The 17236-nt window shown below is 72.2% G+C and carries 12 protein-coding genes, 2 tRNA genes and 2 pseudogenes; 7 read left to right on the top strand and 9 right to left on the bottom strand.

Annotated elements, in window-relative coordinates:
- Positions 1-28 precede the first annotated feature (28 nt).
- From AB0O53_RS29810 to AB0O53_RS29820, 3 genes are all read right to left on the bottom strand, one after another.
- Entirely contained in the window at positions 29-181 is a 153-nt protein-coding gene (locus tag AB0O53_RS29810) for a hypothetical protein (protein WP_350999852.1), read from the bottom strand.
- A gap of 50 nt (positions 182-231) precedes the next feature.
- A tRNA-Ser gene (locus AB0O53_RS29815) sits at positions 232-305 on the bottom strand.
- Positions 306-707: 402 nt separating this feature from the next.
- Entirely contained in the window at positions 708-1172 is a 465-nt protein-coding gene (locus AB0O53_RS29820) for a hypothetical protein (RefSeq protein WP_350999854.1), read from the bottom strand.
- 201 nt (positions 1173-1373) lie between these two features.
- On the opposite strand from AB0O53_RS29820, the gene AB0O53_RS29825 reads away from it, so the two are divergent.
- Positions 1374-1541 (top strand): hypothetical protein, encoded by a 168-nt coding sequence (locus AB0O53_RS29825; protein WP_350999856.1) that lies wholly within the window; start codon positions 1374-1376, stop codon positions 1539-1541.
- A gap of 153 nt (positions 1542-1694) precedes the next feature.
- On the opposite strand, the gene AB0O53_RS29830 is transcribed toward AB0O53_RS29825, so the two are convergent.
- Entirely contained in the window at positions 1695-2438 is a 744-nt protein-coding gene (locus tag AB0O53_RS29830) for a DUF6193 family natural product biosynthesis protein (protein WP_365199772.1), read from the bottom strand.
- Positions 2439-2521: 83 nt separating this feature from the next.
- The gene (locus AB0O53_RS29835; RefSeq protein ID WP_350999861.1) at positions 2522-2926 is read right to left on the bottom strand and encodes a hypothetical protein; all 405 of its coding nucleotides are present in this window, start codon (positions 2924-2926) and stop codon (positions 2522-2524) included.
- A 105-nt stretch (positions 2927-3031) separates the two neighbouring features.
- Here AB0O53_RS29835 and AB0O53_RS29840 point away from each other — a divergent pair.
- Both AB0O53_RS29840 and AB0O53_RS29845 read left to right on the top strand, forming a co-directional pair.
- A pseudogene (locus tag AB0O53_RS29840) lies at positions 3032-3328 on the top strand (formylglycine-generating enzyme family protein); the annotation flags it as partial.
- 254 nt (positions 3329-3582) lie between these two features.
- Complete coding sequence (locus AB0O53_RS29845) at positions 3583-4650, top strand: hypothetical protein (RefSeq protein ID WP_350999864.1); 1068 nt, start codon at positions 3583-3585, stop codon at positions 4648-4650.
- A gap of 202 nt (positions 4651-4852) precedes the next feature.
- Here AB0O53_RS29845 and AB0O53_RS29850 read toward each other — a convergent pair whose 3' ends face one another.
- On the bottom strand, positions 4853-5869 hold the full coding sequence (locus tag AB0O53_RS29850) for a hypothetical protein (protein ID WP_365199776.1): 1017 nt from the start codon (positions 5867-5869) through the stop codon (positions 4853-4855).
- A gap of 269 nt (positions 5870-6138) precedes the next feature.
- On the opposite strand from AB0O53_RS29850, the pseudogene AB0O53_RS29855 reads away from it, so the two are divergent.
- A pseudogene (locus AB0O53_RS29855) lies at positions 6139-6541 on the top strand (type II toxin-antitoxin system PemK/MazF family toxin); the annotation flags it as partial.
- 238 nt (positions 6542-6779) lie between these two features.
- Here AB0O53_RS29855 and AB0O53_RS29860 read toward each other — a convergent pair.
- The gene (locus AB0O53_RS29860; protein ID WP_365199779.1) at positions 6780-7811 is read right to left on the bottom strand and encodes a hypothetical protein; all 1032 of its coding nucleotides are present in this window, start codon (positions 7809-7811) and stop codon (positions 6780-6782) included.
- A gap of 408 nt (positions 7812-8219) precedes the next feature.
- Here AB0O53_RS29860 and AB0O53_RS29865 point away from each other — a divergent pair, with 408 nt between their 5' ends.
- Positions 8220-12329, top strand: a complete 4110-nt coding sequence (locus tag AB0O53_RS29865) for a hypothetical protein (RefSeq protein ID WP_365199782.1) — start codon at positions 8220-8222, stop codon at positions 12327-12329.
- Between the two features lie 133 nt (positions 12330-12462).
- Here the strand turns inward: AB0O53_RS29865 and AB0O53_RS29870 are convergent, their stop codons facing one another.
- Together AB0O53_RS29870 and AB0O53_RS29875 are read right to left on the bottom strand one after the other, a co-directional pair.
- Positions 12463-14895 carry a hypothetical protein gene (locus AB0O53_RS29870; RefSeq protein ID WP_365199785.1) on the bottom strand — a complete coding sequence of 811 codons (2433 nt, stop codon included), beginning with the start codon at positions 14893-14895 and terminating at the stop codon, positions 12463-12465.
- A gap of 3 nt (positions 14896-14898) precedes the next feature.
- Positions 14899-14972: transfer RNA gene (locus tag AB0O53_RS29875), tRNA-Gly, on the bottom strand.
- A 408-nt stretch (positions 14973-15380) separates the two neighbouring features.
- Here AB0O53_RS29875 and AB0O53_RS29880 point away from each other — a divergent pair.
- Together AB0O53_RS29880 and AB0O53_RS29885 are read left to right on the top strand one after the other, a co-directional pair.
- Complete coding sequence (locus AB0O53_RS29880) at positions 15381-16346, top strand: 3-oxoacyl-ACP synthase III family protein (RefSeq protein ID WP_365199788.1); 966 nt, start codon at positions 15381-15383, stop codon at positions 16344-16346.
- Positions 16347-16349: 3 nt separating this feature from the next.
- Entirely contained in the window at positions 16350-17234 is an 885-nt protein-coding gene (locus AB0O53_RS29885) for a hypothetical protein (protein ID WP_365199791.1), read from the top strand.
- Positions 17235-17236: the final 2 nt, after the last annotated feature.

Consider the following 17236-nt stretch of genomic DNA (forward strand, 5'->3'; position numbering starts at 1 on the left):
GTCGACCGCGGGCAGGACCCTGCTGCCGTCATACGTCGCCGGTACCGCCCGGTCGCTGGCATCGCTTTCCCAGAGCGGTCGGCCCCTTCATGGAAGGGGCCGAGTTCTCCGCGCGCATCCAGTGGCCCGTCATCTCCTTGCGGGCCCGGCTCGCCTCGTCCTCGGGCATGGCCTTGGTCATGGCGAGCATGTTGGCCTCTGCGCCCACCCTGTCGCGGGTAACGCACGACGGGGGAGTGGCCGGAATCGAACCGGCGTCCTCCCTCTGAGCAAGAGGGCACGTCGACCTCTGCGCTACAACTCCCCCGCCGCGGTGCGCGCACCCTATGCGCTTCCGCCAGGACCCCCGTAGCGGTTTTCGAGCCGGCCGTCTCCGGCAGGAGCACAGCTGTCACCTCGGCGACCGGACGGTGTCGTCCGGACCGGATCTGGCAGCAACGCTCGGCGCAGGCGCGGAAGCCCTCGCCGCCCGGGAGTCGCTGTGCACCTCCCTGCGCAACCGCGGCGCAGCGATGGCTGGCCGAGGCCTCACCGTGACACGGGGACACGCTCCTGAGGCTGGTGCGTTCCCATGCTGATGGACAGGGACACGATGCCGCCGACACCGTGGACGTACTGTCCGTACGTCATCGGCGCAGCTCGCTCTGGCTCGCGTAGTGAGCACCGGAGGACCGGCCCACCCGTAGCCCGCCTGTTGCGCAGGTGGTTCAAGGCATCTTGGCGGCGGCCCGCAAGACGGCGCCGCCCCGTAGAACACCCGGCCGGACCGCAGCGCGGAGGGCCTCGATCACCCGACGTTGGTCGCTCTGCCGCATCATGATCAGGGGGATCTTGAGCTCCGGTTCGCCGGCCTGACGGCAGCGGATCACATACCCGAGGCCCCCCGCCTCCTGCACCTCGACGCTGTCGAGGTCGCCCAGCGGTAGCCGCCTCGGAGTGAGGCCCCGGCGCACGGCGACGTACCCGTCTGCCACCGAGACGGCGAGCAGCCAGTGCAGGGCGAACGCAAAGACAACGAACGCGGCCCCGAGGGCAAGCCAGACCGGCCTCGGCAACACCTGGCCGCCGCTGGTGAGACCTTGCGTGAGCGCCAGGAGTACTGCGGGGGCAGCAGACACCAGAAGGCGGCGTGGGTCAGGGCGGACGAACACGGGCTCGCTGTGTGCATGCATGGAAGGACGCTTCCCCCGTCGAAGTGGTGGGTGGGGCGAGACCCACTCGGGGCCGACCGGGCCCAACCCTTCGTCACGCACGGAGCCTGGTCAAGTTCCCGCTGTCCGGCGGGAGCAGTCGTGGGCTCTTCTCCGAGGAGCCCGAATACCAGCCCCATGCCTGGTTGTCTCCCGGCTCGGGGGGCTCTCCTCAGCGCCGGCATGCAGCAGCCGGGCGAACAGGACGGCACCGACACCGTCGCCACGCACCTCAACCGCCGCACCAGCGAGACCTCCTGGCAGGAAGCCACCTGCACCGCCCTGGCCGGCCGCCTCGTCGACCTCGAATTTTTCTGCCGCGGTGGGCCGAGCTCCGTTGCGCCAGGATGATCACATCTCGAAGACATCGCGAACCAGTTCGACTTCGAGCAGGTGGTCGAGGCCGGGTGGCGGTTCGTCGACCGCTGCGACGGCCGCGGCGGAGGCCGGCCCGCCAGGGTGCCCCGCCCCCTCCCGCCGCCGCGTTCCGGCCCTGTATCGCTCTCAGAGGCTTTGGGTGGCTCGCTCAGAAGACGTCTGGAGCAGCTCGGCGGGTATCCGGCCGACGGCAATGGCGATCGCTTCGCCGGCTGTGGGCACGTGATGCAGGGCAGGGCCGCCAGCCCACTCCCTGATGGTGTAGTCGCCGGCTTCCCGGGGTGAGCTGATCGACACGAAGGGCGGGGAGAACGGGGGTTCAGGGGTGTTGGAGAAGCTCAGGGCCCAGTGGCTGGTGAAGGGGTAGAGTCCGCGGAGCCTCGGTTCGGCGTGGGCGGATTCGATGAGCGCCTGGTACTGCGGCCAGTCGGCGTCATCAGCATCCTTCAGCAACCACTGCCACTCTGAGGCGATGACGTCGGCGGGGTTGTTGTCGGGGACCTCGAAACGTCCCGTCAGGAGGTCGAAAGCCGCGGCCTGCCTGATGTCGTCGAGGCCGGCCCCCTCCGCCCAGGCGCGGATCACCGGGGGAAGCGCACGGACGTCCTTGGTGTTCCCGCAGATCATGAGCCTGTCGTTCGACGAGCCGTAGACGCTCCAGCGTCGCTCGTGATGCCACGCCGTGACGTACGACGAATGGCGATGCGGAGCGACACTGGTGATCGTGGCATGACGCAGTGGATCGGACGGGGTGACGGCCAGGGGAAGGGACATGCCGTGTTCGGCAGCAGCGGCTTGGAGTGCTGCGGCAAGGCTGCCGTGGGCGGCCACGTCCGGGTAGAGGACGGCTGGGTCTGGTTCGCGACTCATGATGTTCCGATCTTCACGCTTGTGCAGCCGCAGTGGAAGCCTTCGTCACCCTGGGATGCTGCCTCATCCGGCGGCGGCACCTGTCACAGCCGACCTGAGCCCTCGCCCTCCCGCAGTACCCATTCCCTGACCGAAGGAGAACGGTCAAGGAGCCGGCTGACCTGCATGCCTTCTTCGCGCGAGGTCACCCTCGGCAGCGGGGTGAAGTCGTCGGGAAGTACGTCGAGCCAGCTCACCACGCGGTCTCCCGCACGCAGCGTGATCAACGATTCACACCGCAGCTGAGGTGGAAGGTCCGGACGGTGGAACGGGCGGTTCCACAGAGCCGGCCACAGGTAGTGGGTGCCATCGGGCGCCGTATTCGCCCGGACCCACGACGGGTCCAGTCGCGCGTTCAGGCCGAGGTCACATGCCCGCTCCTCCAGCCTGCACAGCGAGGCCGAATCGATGACCTTCACCTCGCGCGGCAGCGGCTGATCGAAATCCATGCCCCCATGCTGTCCGACAGCACCCAACGACGAGGAACCGACCCCCAACCAGCGGGCGAACCGCTCGTAGGCGGTCTGCCAGTGTCCGTACCGCTCGGGCAGATCCCGCGCTACGGGGAACTCGACGAGATCGGCTGGTACCGCGGCAACTCGCACGAGCGCATCCACGAGGTGGGCGGCAAACGCCCCAACTCCTGGAGGCTCTACGACATGCTCGGCAACGTCTGGGACTGGTGCTTGGACGTCTACGACGCCGAGGTCCATGGCGCCTACCGGGCCCTCCGCGGCGGTGGTTGGTTCGATGAGCACTGGAGTTGCCGGGCCTCCGCGCGGCGCCGCAGCCACCCGACTTTCCAGGTCGACGACGTGGGATTCCGCGTTGCCCGTTCCGTCGTGCGCTGATCCACGTCGTGTCCAGCCCGACCTGTGCGCGGTCGATCGGGAGAGAAGCGAGGCCCCATGCTTGTTCAAGCCGGCGCGAGTCCGGCGCACCCATACCGCGTTGGCCTGGAACGCCTTGCGGCACACAGGGCCCGCGCAGGGTGTTCAGGGAGCGTTGCGGTTGGCCTCGGTCGTGTCGTTCGTATGGTGGGGCCACCCGAGGGTGCCAGGGGGGCCGGCCCCCTCTGTCGGTAGCTGGTGACAAGATCACCGGCATGAGTTTCGTACGAACTACTCCGCCGCGGCCTGTCGAGGTGACAGCGGTCTTCCCGGAGCTCGCGCCGCTGGCGCGCCCGGCGATGCGGCTGCATCCGCGTCCGGGGCAGCCGTCGGTCAGGGACAGTTCGGTCGGCGGGCCGTTGCTGTGGCCGGCAGGCGAGCCGTGGCCGCACTGCGAAGACGTGCACCTGCATGTGGATACCGGATCCCGCCGGTCGCCGACCGAAGTGCGGCTCCGCCGGAGCCTGTCTTCCCGGTGGAGCCCTGACGGCCCGGTTCCCACGCTCACACCCGCAGAGGAGGCGCTCAAGGAGCGCAACGCCGCGTGGCTCGCCGAACGGCTCGAAGCCGGCCCTCCCGGCTCGGCTGAATGTCCGGTCCCGATGCTGCCCGTAGCTCAGCTGTTCCTGTGCGACGTACCCCTGTTGCGGCCGCCCGGGCAGGCCGATCTTCTTCAGATTCTCTGGTGCCCGTATGAGCACGATCCGGATTACAAGCCGGCGACCGCACTGTTCTGGCGGTCAGCCGCGGAGGTCGGCGACGTCCTCGTCACACCACCGGAACCGTACGAGGCGGACTATCCGGGCTACGTGCCGGAGCCGTGCCTGCTGGCCCCAGAATCGATCACCGAGTACCCCAACACCCTTGATCTGAGCCCGGTACTGCAGGAGATGCTGGAGGACCGGAACAGGTGGCAGGCAGGCGGCGCCGACGTGGCCGGCTCCTATGCGGCGTATCCGCGCGAGTTCTATTCCATTCATCTGGGCAACGCGCCCGGCTGGAAGGTCGGCGGCTGGCCCCCGTGGGGCCGCACCGACCCGATCCCCCGGTACTGCGTCGTGTGCGAGGCACAGATGGTTCCGCTGCTGACGATCGCTTCCCGTGAGTGGGACGGCGACGACGGCTGGGTGCCGCAGGAAGACCAGGCCGACGCCGCTGGCCCCCACTACGCCGGCCAGGACCCCTCGCAGCCGACGGGGGTAGAAGTAGGCAGCACGGACAACATGCAGATCTACATCTGCCCGACCGCCCCCGAGCATCCGCACACCGACTTGATCCAATGATCCGTCCCAGCGCGCCGGTGACACTCAGCCAGCTTCGCGCGCTGCTGGTGACAGTCCGGGTGCGGCTCCCACGCGAACCCCCGCGCGTCAACGCCGCGCCTGAACGGGGAATGGGCGCAGGAGCCACTGCGGGGAGCCGCCTGCGGTCGGGCCGTTCCGGGCCCCCGTGGCGCCGTCGACCGTTGTCGGGTCGTTTGATCGGTCATCGGCAGTATCCGGTGTGCAGGAAGTCGCGTTGGCCCGGTGTCCCGAGGTCCAGCGGGATGGCGACATGGCTCGGCAGCGCGGTGAAGGGGGCGTTCGGCAGGATGAACTCGCGCCCGGTGTACCTCTCCCGCACGCTCTGCCGGTCGGCGGGCCGGCACACGAACGGGTTGGCGTACGTGTTGTAGCCAAGCCCCACACCGGTGTTGAGGAACCCGGCGTCCTGGCACTGGAACAGCGCGCCCCGCAGTGCCGAGGCGTCCCGGTCGCCCCGGTAGCGCGTCTGGAAGTTCGCGAAGCACGTCGATGAGCCGGCGCCGTCGTACGGGGACGGGCCGGCGGCGGCCAGGGCTCCGAGGAAGGAGAGGGTGCAGCCGATCTCCGCAGAAGGAGCCTCACCCGCGAGCAGCGCGTCACGGCGGCAGCCGGTGACGTCCTCGAACGCCCCGACGACGTCCTTGTCCCGGTCCAGCCGGGAGTACGCGACGACCAGGTCGCGCTGAGCCGCGAGCGGGTACGCCCCCGTCGAACCGAACTCCTCGTCGAGCAGCCGGAACCAGGTCTCGAAGGCCGGGACCTGGGCGCGGACGCCGGCCGGCAGCGTGTAGACCTCCAGATCGGTCGGCGTCGACCAGTCGTCCAGGCCCGGGTAGCCGACGTAGGACAGGACACCGATCCCGACCTTGGCCGGCTGGTCGCCGTACCGTGCCCGCAGCCTCAGGTACTGCTCGAGGTTGGTGCTGGACCCGGCCCAGGCGTAGCGGAAACCGCTCGGGTAGAGGGAGGTCTCGCCCCGGGCGTGCGTGGTCCCGAAGAGAGAGGGTGCCACGCACCGGACCTCGCGCGCCTCCCAGGCGGCCCGGTACTCGGCCGGGGTGGAGACGCACGGCGCGGCGGGGCCGCCCGCACCTTCGCGGGAGAGCGGGAAGGCGCTCGGCGCACCGAGAAGGAGCAGTCCCACGACGAGGGCGGCCAGCACACGGGAGTGCGATCCGACGGATCGTTGTCTCTTCATGGGGCTCAGTCTCGAAACGCCCGCCCGGCTCCGCGAGCCCACTGCTCCACCCGGCCCAGCCCCTCAGGGCGGGCGCCGAGTACCGGCTCGCGGACGCGCGCGCCTGCGAGACCACGGAGTACTTCGACGCCGTCTGCGCGTTCTCGTTCTCGTTCCCGCTGCTGCTCATGCCGCAGTGGGACGTGGTGGCATCGTTACGTCCGGTGCACCCTGTGCGGGCGTTCGGTGGACTGGCAGCGTCTGCCTGCCGTCATGTGTCAGGAGGACTTGTGCAACGTGGCGAGGTCTGGTGGGTCCAGTTCGACGAGCGGAGGCCTGTCGTACTGCTGTCGGGAGACGACACGTCCGGGATCAGGGTGATGCAGGTCGTTGCTCCGGCGGGCATCGACATCAGCGGTCTGGGCATCGAAGTGACGGTCGGTACCGGTGAAGGACTGCCGTTCGAAGGCGTGCTGCGGCTCGCGTTCCCGCGTCCGGGCCTCACCCCGTGCACGTGGCAGACCACTGTGTCCCGGGACGACCTGATAGAGCGGGCGGCCGTCCTGTCCTCCGCGAAGCTCAGCGAGATCGACGACGCCCTCCGACTCGCTGAACAGGCGCAGGAGCGGAATAGGGCCACGACCGCGAAGCTCAGCGAGACAAGGGGACGCCCTCCGGCGCGGTGAACTCGGCTCGACGGAGAAGGAGCCGAAGTGCGGGACGGCGTGGGCGATCTCGGGCAAGACGATCGACGCCGGCTGCCTGCCGCCTCGGCGCCCCTCACCACCGCCGGTCAGAAGCGGCTGCGCGGGCCCGGGCGGGTGGTCATGCGGTGCGGCCAGGGCCGCGACGGTACCCTGTGGCTCCGCGCCGGCCGAAATCCCCCTGGGGAGCCGGTTGGCGGGGGACCGAACGGGCTGCAGACCGCTGGCTACTCTGCCCCGCATCTCTTTCGGGAGGCGGGACGCGTACGCAGCCAGTACGAGCGTGCCGCGATGGTCAGGGCGATGCCGTAGACGGCGAAGGCGACCATCCCGATCCAGCCAACGAGCAGCGCGTCGCCCGTGGAGTGGAAGTCGCCGCGCCGCATCGTCAGGACGCCCGCCGTGGCGAGGGCCAGGTATCCGATCCCCACAACACCGTACGGGGCGAGCGTGGCAGCCCCGAGCAGAGCCGGGGCAAGCGGGAGCCAGCGCGGCACCCGTAGGCCGCGCAGGAACAGCGTCCAGCGCGGGAAGACCTGCCCCCACGGACGGACCAGGCCCCAGAGCAGGGAAACGCCGAGCACGGCCAGCAACGCGGTGGGGTCCAGGCCCCAGGACTCCAGGGTGAGGAAGATCTCCGAGGCGCCGTTCCGCTCCGAGACAGCGAGCATCTCGTGACCTGTGATTCCCGCGAACGTGCCGCCCGACGCCCAGACCAGCTTCATCGCCGCGTACGGCACAAAGGCCAGTGTCCCTGCCCAGGCGGCGAGTTGGACGAACGGTGACGCCGCGGACGGAGTCCGTGGGTCAGTACCGGCGGGCACGCGGTCGGACCGGGCCGTGGCCGCCAGCAGGACCGCCCCGACCGCACCCAGGGCCTTGTTCGCAGCGGAGGCCGGGCTGTCCACTCCCTGACCGAGGATCAGCGTGATCACATCCATCAGCAGGCTGAACGCCGTGATGCCGGCCAGCCCGCAGGTCACCCGGAGCAGCCCCCGCAGCGCCGGCCGCAGCCCGTAGCGCACCACCGCCGCGCTGCCCAGCGTCCCCAGCGCGCCCACCGCCACGACCGCCCAATCCAGTCCGGACAGCGCTGGGTCACCGCCGTGGCGGAGCAAGGAGGTCCCGCTCAGCACGCACGCCAGGCCGAGGCCGGCATACGCCACTCCCCACAGCATCGTTGCCCAGGCCACCCAGTGCGGCCATCGCCGCCACCAGGCGCTCCACAGCACCTTCATCGTCCTCATTGCACTGGTCATGCCCTGAACGTCGCATCGACCACGGCGGGGTGGCGTCGGCCGCCGGAACGAACGCACCCACCCGGCCGGGTGAGTCACATCTGCGACCACGGTATGAGTGACGGAGCGTGATATCACGAGGTGGCACTCGGTCTTCAGGAGTCCGATCTCTTCCTCGATGTGTTCACCGTGGTGGTGACACCGAGGAGGGTGACGCCCGCCGAGCCGATCGCGACGAGCGAGATCGCGCCGAGGTGACGGGTGAGGACGAAGGCGAGGAGCGCGCTTTTCCGGCGGCGCCGGTGTCGTCACGGGGTGGATGATGCGACGGCCGTCCCTCAGAGCCGCCTCCTGCCGGTCCGGCAGACCCTGTCCGACGCCCCGGAACCCCCGGACCCGCTGTCAGAGCCCCCTGGCAAGATCGCACGTATGACCAGCAACACCGGAACTCACGTCCCACTCCCAGCCAATCACCGAATCTCCGAGACGTACGCCGACTGGGCACGTACGCAGGGGCCGGGCGTCGAGGCCGACGCCCGCGACACGCTGGAACGGGCCGGCAGCAGCAGGCACCGGGCCTGGGAGAAGCCCGGCCGGTTCGTGGATGACGCGGAGCGCCTCGCCCGCGGCCTGCCGGCCGCCCACCTGCCCTGGTTCTGGGACACCATCGGCCATTGGATGCTGGAGACCCACCGCCGCTCCGCCGCCCGCGCCTACGCACACGCGCGCGCCGCCGAGCGCACCCACGCCCTGCCGGTCGATCCCGACTGGCGGCGGGCGAACCAGCTGCTGTTCGCCCGCTTCGGCGGCCTGCCCGCCAGTGAACTCAGCGGAGCGGCGGCCTGGTTGGCCGGTGTCCTCGAACCGGATGACGCGCACCGCGAGTTCGTCCGCCTGCTGAACGCCTGGGCGGCGTCCCCCGGCGAGCTTCCCGCCGATCTGGCCCGCCGCGTCCGGGACTCGGCCCGTGCGGCCGGGCTCGGCAGCGAGGAGGAGGCCCGGGTACTGGGCGGTGTGCTGGCCGCGGCCCGCGGCAAGGCCGTACCCGACCGGCTGCTCGACGCGGCAGCCGGCCCGCTCGGCGACCACCCGCCCGCCGACGAGCAGGCCACCGCCCTCATCGACCTGTTTCCCGAGTCGAAGAACGACGCGGCTGCCTGGCTGCGGCTGCTCATCGCGTGCGGCGCCGCCGAGGCGGCCGCGGCCGGGCGGATCACCCCGGAGGGCGGCCTCGGCGACTGGCTGCGCCGGTACGCCGCCGGATACTCGCACCGCACGGTCCGCGGCGGTGGGGTGACCCGCCAGCCCATGCCCGCGGAACTCCTGGACCTGGTGGGCCGGTTCGCTCCGCTGCTGCGCGCGCACGGCACCCCGGTCCACCTGCACGAGGACCGCTACCGGTGGCAGCATCTGGACGCCGACCTCCTCGACCTCTGCCTCGCCGAGGGCATACCCGTCCACGACCCCGGTGCTGCGATCAGCCTGGAGTTCTGGGGTGAGCACTCCCAGCGCGACCTCAAGGCACTCGCCACCGACCCGGTGTTCGGCCCCCGGCTGGAAGGCACCGTCCACGCCGGGCTCCGCACCTTTGGCGGCCCTGCGATCAGCGGCACCGCCATCAGCCGGCTCCCGCACAACCCGGGCATCACGGCCGAGGTGCACGCCCGCGTCGAGAAGCTCCTCGGCTCTCTGCGGGGCGGGGGCCTAGCCGCCGCCGACGAGGCCGTCGACGAGCTGTACGGCCTCCTCGACCGGCCCACCGCCATCGCCCTGGACGGCATCGAGGAGGCCCTCGACGCGCTCGACCTCACCGGCCCGCTGGCCCGCGCGCTGCGGGCCGGGCTCCCCGAGGAGCTGGGCTGGCCCGCCCTGGACCAGGCCCTCGCCGCGTTCCGGCCCGACGAAACCGTGCACGTCACCTGTACCTGGCCGGTGCTCACCGTGTACGGCGAGACCCGCGCCCTCGCCGTCGACCACGCCGGTCTGCGCGCGGACCACACCCTGGAACTGCCCGACGGCGCACTCGGCCACACCGTGCACTGGGTCGGCGGCCAGTTCCTCGTCGGCTGGAACGAGCAGCACGAGGAGAACGCTTCCCACACCGCCTACTGGTCGGACCACCCCGGCGAAAGATTCGAACCGGAGCAGACGTACGGACTGCGCCCCTACGGCGGCAGTATCCAGGGAGGCCTCGGCTACCAGTTCGAAACCTCGGACGGGGGCGGCCGGTTCGACGGCGAGCGCGTTTTGTGGGCCGGCGGACGCGAGGGCATCGGCCACCGCGACTACCAGATGAGCGACGGCCACACCCTCTGGAGCGCCGAGGTGTTCAGCGAGGACTGCGGTGGCTGGAACCGCCGCGATGCGGCCACCGGCGTGCCCACCGCCGACCGCACCCTGCCCGCCTTCCACGACCCCGACCGGTCCCCGCCCGGCATGAAGCCCTTCCCCGACCACCGCATCCTCGCCGCACTGCCGCCCGGCGCCCCGCCCTCCCCGCTCGGCCAGGACGGCACACTCACCGGCTGCCGGGTCGACTACCGCACCCCGTACGCCGGTCCCTCGCCCCGCGAGTTCGTGCTGGAGGCCATCGACGGCCGCACCGCCTCCTACCGCAGTAACACCTGGGGCCGGCGCCCCTGGGGAATCCTTGCCCTGCCGCTCGGCGGTGAGGACGCCGTCCTGGCCGGAGGGACCACGATCCGCTGCCATGCCGCCGCCGACAACTCGTTGCTCTGGCAGGTCCAGGGCTTCCCCGGCAGCCGCCACAAGGGCCGGAGCCGGGCCACCCTGGGCGAACTGGCCGGGCCGGTGCCGCCACCTGCCTTCTGGCACTTCCTCACCCCGCGCGACGAGCCCTCGTCCCGGGCCCTGCGGACGGTCACCGACAGCGCGGTGCGCGACCTGCTGCACCAGGGCACCGGGCACGCCCTGCCGGGAGTGACCGACCCGCAGGTCCAGGAGGGCGTCGACCGCGCCGTCCGGCTCGCCGCCGACGTACTGCGCCGCCGCCAGGAGCTGTCCCACCGGGTCGGCGTCATGCGGGCCGGGCCGGTCGTGGACCTGCCCGACCCGGCACCGGACAACCGGCTCGTCCCGGCCCTCCACGGCCTGCTGCCCCAGCTGCGCGGCTACGAGGAACGGCCGCCGCAGCCACAGCCCGCCCTCCTCACCGCGGTCGCCGCCGACGGCCGGTACCTGCGCGGCCAGATCGACGACGAGATACGGGTGCTCGCCCTGCCCGCGCCGCCCGCCGAGTGGGCGGTGCTGACCGGCCGGATCGATGCCGTGGCCTGGCGGACCGTCGTCGCGGCCACCCCCGACGAGCAGCGACAAGCGCTCGCGGCACTGCTCGGCGTATGGAGCCGGCAGCCGTTCGCGGAGGCTGGCAGCTCCTGGCGGACAGGCCGGGCCCCGGAGCAGCGGATCGCCGCACTGCGCGCGGACGGCTTCGCCGTGGCCTCCGGCCCGGACCGCAGCGGCCTCGCCCCCTTCCTCCAGCGGGCAGCCGATCCGGTGCCCGCCGACGCCGAGGAGTGGTCCACGCACACCGTCGTCGCCGATGACACCACCCGGCTCCCCGGCCTGCTGGCCCTGCTCGCCGGACAGGGCCCGCTGCCCGTGCCCGAGGAAGCCGTGGACCTGTTCCGCTGGCGCACCGGGGTGCCGCGCCCGATCGCCGCCCTGGTCCTCGACGGATTCGCCGGCAGCGACGACTACGGTGCGCACCGCAAGCTGGTCCGCTCCAAGCCGTACAAGGCCGACCAGAACACCCGCTACGCGTACGACGAGTTCCGGCGACGGCTCGGTCCGGCCGGCCGGCGCACCGTACTCGCCGCCGCTCTGCCCGGCGACCCGGCGGAGCTGTGGGCCCCCGGCGGGACGACCGCGGCCGCGGAACGCATGGCCGCGGCCTGGACCCAGCTGCTCGGTGCCGCCCCGTACACCGATGACGGCAGCCATGCCGCGGCCCTCGCCGCAGACCACGGACTCCCGGAGACCTGGACCACGGCCCTGCTCACCGGCCGCCTCGAGGAACCCCTTGAGGCCGACAGCGTGCGGGCCGCCGCCACCGCTGTCGCCTGGGCTCTCGCCGAGCGCCCCGTGGGCGACCCCGCGGCGCAGGGTGCCCGCGTCCTGCTCGGCAGGCTCACGGACCTGCCCGCCGATGTGCTCACCGCGCTGAGCAGGCTGGCGGACCGGTCCGCCGCTACCCCCGTTCCTCCCGGCCAGTACGAGACCAACCCGCTGTTCAGCGTCCCGGACCTGGTGGACGAGGTGGCGGCGGCTCTCGGTGTCGGCCGTGACGCGGCCGCCCTCCAGCTCCAGCTGCATGCATTGGACCGCCCGGCCGACCGCACCGTCCGCCGCTGGAACTCCTGGTCCGTCGACCATCACCGCGCCGTCCGCAGGGAGCTGACCGCCGCGAAGGCCCCGCGCCCCAAACCGACCGCCCCGGCAGAAGCTCCCCCCGCGGTCCCGGCACCCGCGCACGAGCGGTTCACCCGAGCATGGGCGGACAGGTGCGGCACAGCCTGAAACGAAGGCGTGACGGCCACCGCCGCTGACCGGCACGCGTACGGGCCGTCGCCCCACCGGGCGACGGCCCGTACCGCCGCGGGGACTGCTCTCACCGATACCCGAATCGGGCGAACGGTCGGCCCCCGACCGGTCAGCGGACGGCCGCGCGCATCCAGTGCCCGGTCGTGGTCCAGCCTTGGAACCGGCGGGCCAGGCCGCCCAGGGCGGTGCCGTCCGCGTCGAAGGTGCCGCCGCCCACGACCAGGCGCAGCCCGGCGATCGCCGGGGCGAGGCGGGCGGCCGTGTGCCACGGCTGTCCGGCAGCCTCCGCCGCCATCCGCTGGACGAGAGCGGCCTGCCGGGCGGCCGGGCACAGCGACAGGAAGAACAGCATCTGCCGCCAGGCGTACGCCGCGTCCTTGATGGTGCCGAGCGGGCGCGGGTGGCCGTGGACACGGGTGACGAGGCGGCACACCGCCGCGAAGCCCGCCTCGGCCAGGGCCTCCCAGCCGGCCTCCGGGGCGACGCCCGCGTGCCGCACCAGGACGGCCAGGTTGTGGGTGGTCAGGATCTGCGCCTGCTCGATGACCGTGCCGTTGCCGGCGGGCGACCAGGCGCGGGCGGTGTCCGTCCCGGCCCGCTCCCCGCACAGCCGGTCGAACGCGGGCGCTGTCGTGGCGGGACGCGTCCGGCCGATGCCGTCGGCGGCGTGCACCACCGCCATGGTGCGCACCGCAGCACAGTCGATGCCGTAGTAGCGGGTGTAGAGGCTGTCCTCCAGGAGGTCGGCCGCCGTGCGTGCGGCGCTCAGGAACTTCGGGCTGAAGGTCCCCATGAAGATGTCGGCCGCCAGCTCCTCGGTGAACTGCGCGGAGAGGTCGGCCTGGCGCGCCAGGTGGGACATCTCCCGGACCAGGGGGTTCGGCAGCAGCGTCCCCGGGAATGCGCCGACGGCCAGCTCTCCCAGACGGCGCAGCGCGGCCTCTGCCGCTGCCCGCGCCCGTGCCTGCGCATCGGCGTCGCTGCCGTGGCCGGCGACCGCGCGCACCCAGGGCAGCTCGTCCACCCGTACCTGGTGCGCCAGGTTGAGCAGCAGCAGCGAACGCCGGTTGCGGAACGCCCGGTAGGTGGCCGCCGCGAGCGTCCGCAGGGCGGGGTCGGCGTGGAGCTCCGCGGTGGCGTTCGCCACCAGTTGTGGAACGAGTTCGGCCAGCACCTCCGCGGAGGGCACCAGACCGCGCGCGACGAGGTCCTCCGGCGGGGCGCTGAGCGCGGTGCGGACCACCTGCCGCAGACGCGGCGGGACAACGGTGCCGGTGGGCAGGCCGTTCCCGGCTGCCTCCGTCTCCGTGACCGGTGTGAGCATCCCGTCGATGTCGGGGGTGCCGGCCCGCTGGTCCAGCGGTGCGAGGCGGTCCGCCACGGCGGCGGCGATCTCGTGGTGAGCCGGCAGGGCCGCCTGGCGCGCCTGTTCGGCGCGCAGCCGGGAGTGCCGGTCCGATCCGGGCAGGCCCCGTTTGGCGACGGACGAGGTCACCGCGTGGCGCAGCAGTCCGGCGAGCCGGGGCGTGAGTCGGCGCCCGGCGGCGGCCTCCTCCAGGGCCCGCAGCATGATGCCCGTGTTGGACTTCTCGTCGCGGTGCCTATGGCACAGGGTGTGGGCCGCGGCCAGGGCGTGGTAGCGCTCCAGCAGGGCGCTCGCCTGCACGCGCGCGTCGCTGCCACCGCTGCCGGGCCGGGCAGTGGCCGGTCCGGCGCCGGGCACGCGCTCCGCTCCCGGCCGATCGGCCGCGTCCCGGACCGGGGTGGTCGCTTCGCCGTGCTGCAGCCAGTAGCCGAGGAGCTCGTCGTCGAAGGGCCGCCAGACGCTCAAGGCCTCGCGCTGAACCTCGATGGCGGTCTTGGGCCCGCGGGCCCGCAGCGCGCCCGAGACCTCGCCGACGCTGCGACGGTGCACCGCGCTCGTGTCGGGCGCGGGCCGGTCGGTCGGGCGGGGCAGGAAGCGCAGCCGGTCGGCGAACGGCTGAAGCTCCGTCACCAGGGCCGCGGCCACGCCGAAGTCGTCGGCCCGTACCAGCCAGGCGACGGTCAGGAGGGCCGCCTCCTCGGGCAGGGACACCTCGTAGCGACCGGTGTCCAGCAGCTGCCACAGTTCCTCGAGGCCCGGCTCCGTCAGCGCGTGGGCGAAGAGCGCCGCTCGGTCGGCCGGTATGCCGGCCCGGCGGGCGACGTCCGCCTCGTGCGGTGTGAGGGGCCCACCCGCGGCGGGTGTTCCGGTCGCGAATCCACCGCGGACGACTTCAGGGGTGACCCAGGCGGGCAGCCCGGCGACCGGAGCGCGCGAACCGACGGTGAGGCTGCCGTCCGCCATGCCCGCGAGCACGGCACGCCATTTCCGCACCCGGTCGAGGGCGCGGTCGCGGGCGGCCGGCTCGGCGTGGGAGACGGAGGTGCGCAGTGCGCGTGCCAACTGGCCTGCGGCGTACGCCGCCGAGGCGGTGGCCGGACCGGTCGTCGCGGCGGCGGGCGCACCGGCGGGGCGGCCGGGCTCGGTCGGGTGCTGCTGGTCAGCGTTCTCGTTCATAAGCCGGCGTGGCAGGATCTGCCCCTGCGCCCTCCGGGTAGGAAGCCCGGTGCTCTGGCTGACTGAGCTACACGCCGTTCGATGCCCCGACCCTAGGGGCGATCGCCCGGAGCGGGCAATCGGATTGTGAGCCGCCGGCCGCGCGGCTCGGCGCCCACGAACCATCTCGGGTGCGGTCAGGGTGTGCCGTCGGACCGCGCTCGGCGTGGCGCCGCTGCCGCCGCGCCGCGGTCGTTTGCCCGGAGCGGTGCCGAGGTGGCCGCCACATCTTTGTACGTTACAGTAACGTGACTGTCCGTCATTCCTCGGGCACTCCTTGACACCTCTGTCAACCCCTGCCCGGGCACTCCCATGCCCGCGGCGGACCGCCACGGAGAGCGATACGCATGAGCACCGCCACCGCACACAGCCGAATAGAAGCCTTAGGCACCTACCTTCCGGCAGCCGTCCAGACCACGTCTCAACTTGCCGCCCTGGTACCGGGGTTGGGAGACGCGGATATCGAGAAGATCACCGGGATCACCGAGCGCCGCGTGTACGACCCCGAACCTGCCGCCGGTGAGGACTCGTTCGGGATGGCCCTGGCCGCCGCCCGGGACGCGCTGGAGTCCTCCCGCTACGAGGCCGCCGACCTCGACATCGTCATCTCCGGGTCGATCACCCGCTTCAAGGACGGCAGCCGCTTCACCTTCGAACCGTCCTTCGCCGCGATGCTGGCCCGGGAACTGGGCGCCCCCTCCGCCATCCACTTCGACGTCTCCAACGCCTGCGCCGGAATGATGACCGGTGTGTGGCTGCTCGACCGGATGATCCGCTCCGGTGCCGTGCGGCGCGGGCTGGTCGTCAGCGGTGAACAGGCGAGCCGCGTCGCCCAGAGCGCCGCACGCGAGATGACCGACTCCTACGACCCGCAGTTCGCCTCGCTCTCCGTCGGGGACTCGGCGGCCGCGGTCGTCCTGGACGCCTCCGTCGACGACGCCGACCGCATCCACTACATCGAGCTCATGACCTGCTCCGAGTACTCCCACCTGTGCATGGGCATGCCGAGCGACCGCACCCCGGGCGGCATCTCCCTCTACACGGACAACAAGAAGATGCACAACCGCGACCGGCTCAAACTGTGGCCGCGCTTCCACCAGGACCACCTGGCCAAGCGGGGGCGGACGTTCGCCGCCGAGGAGTTCGACCACGTCATCCAGCACCAGGTCGGCACCCGTTTCATCGAGTACGTCAACCGGACGGCCGAGGTCGAGTTCGGCACCCCCATGCCCGACTCGCTCTCCGTCGTGGAGCGGTACGGAAACACCGCCACGACCTCGCACTTCCTGACGCTGTGCGAGCACCTCAGGTCGGGCGACGCCCGCCCCGGTGCCACGTACCTGCTGGTGCCGGCCGCTTCCGGCGTGGTCACCGGTGCCCTTTCCGCGACGCTCACGAACGTGGGGGTGTGAACGATGGGCATGGTCATCACCGCGGCCGCCACCGCACTGCCCGACAGGTCCGCCCCGGCCTCCGCCGTGGACCTCGCCGGCCGGGCGGCACGCAGCGCCCTCGCGCGGGCGAAGGTGCCCGCATCCTCGATCGGCACCCTCATCAACGTCGGCGTCTACCGCGAACACAACACCTTCGAACCGGCCATGGCGGCCCTGGTCCAGAAGGACGTCGGCATCAACCTCGACTACATCACCGACCCCGAACCGGCCGCGGGCTTCTCCTTCGACCTGATGAACGGAGCCTGCGGCGTGCTGGCCGCAGTCCAGGTGGGCCAGGCCCTGCTGGACACGGGAAGCACCGAACGGCTGCTGATCACGGCCGCCGACGTCCACCCCGGCGGCGACGCGCGGCGCGACGCCGACTACCCGTACGCGGACCTGGCGGGCGCGCTCCTGCTGGAGCGCAGCGCCGACGACGGCGTCGGCTTCGGCCCGGTCCGGCACTACACCGCCGACGGACCCACCGACGTCGAGGGCTACCTCGACACCGCCACCATGGGCCGGCACGGGCGTACCGCCATCACCGTCCGGCGCGAGCCGGACCACGCCGAACGGCTGGGCGCGTTCGCGGCGCGGGCCGCCGCCGACTACGCGCGCGAATTCGGCATCGACCTCGACCGGACACTGGTGATCGGCCCGTCCACGTCGGCCGACGACGTCGGGGCACACGGAGAGCCGCACACCGCGGCACCGGTCCTCGGCTACCTCGCGGCGATGGACGGCGTACGTCACGACGGCCACGACGACGGCCATGGCCACGACCACCGACACGACCAGTTGCTGTTCGTGTCGGTCGGCGCCGGCCCGAGCGCGGCGTGCGCCCTCTACCGGCCCGAGGGGCGGTGAGC

Source organism: Streptomyces erythrochromogenes, from assembly GCF_040684695.1.
In the GTDB taxonomy this organism is placed as follows: Bacteria; Actinomycetota; Actinomycetes; order Streptomycetales; family Streptomycetaceae; genus Streptomyces; species Streptomyces erythrochromogenes_C.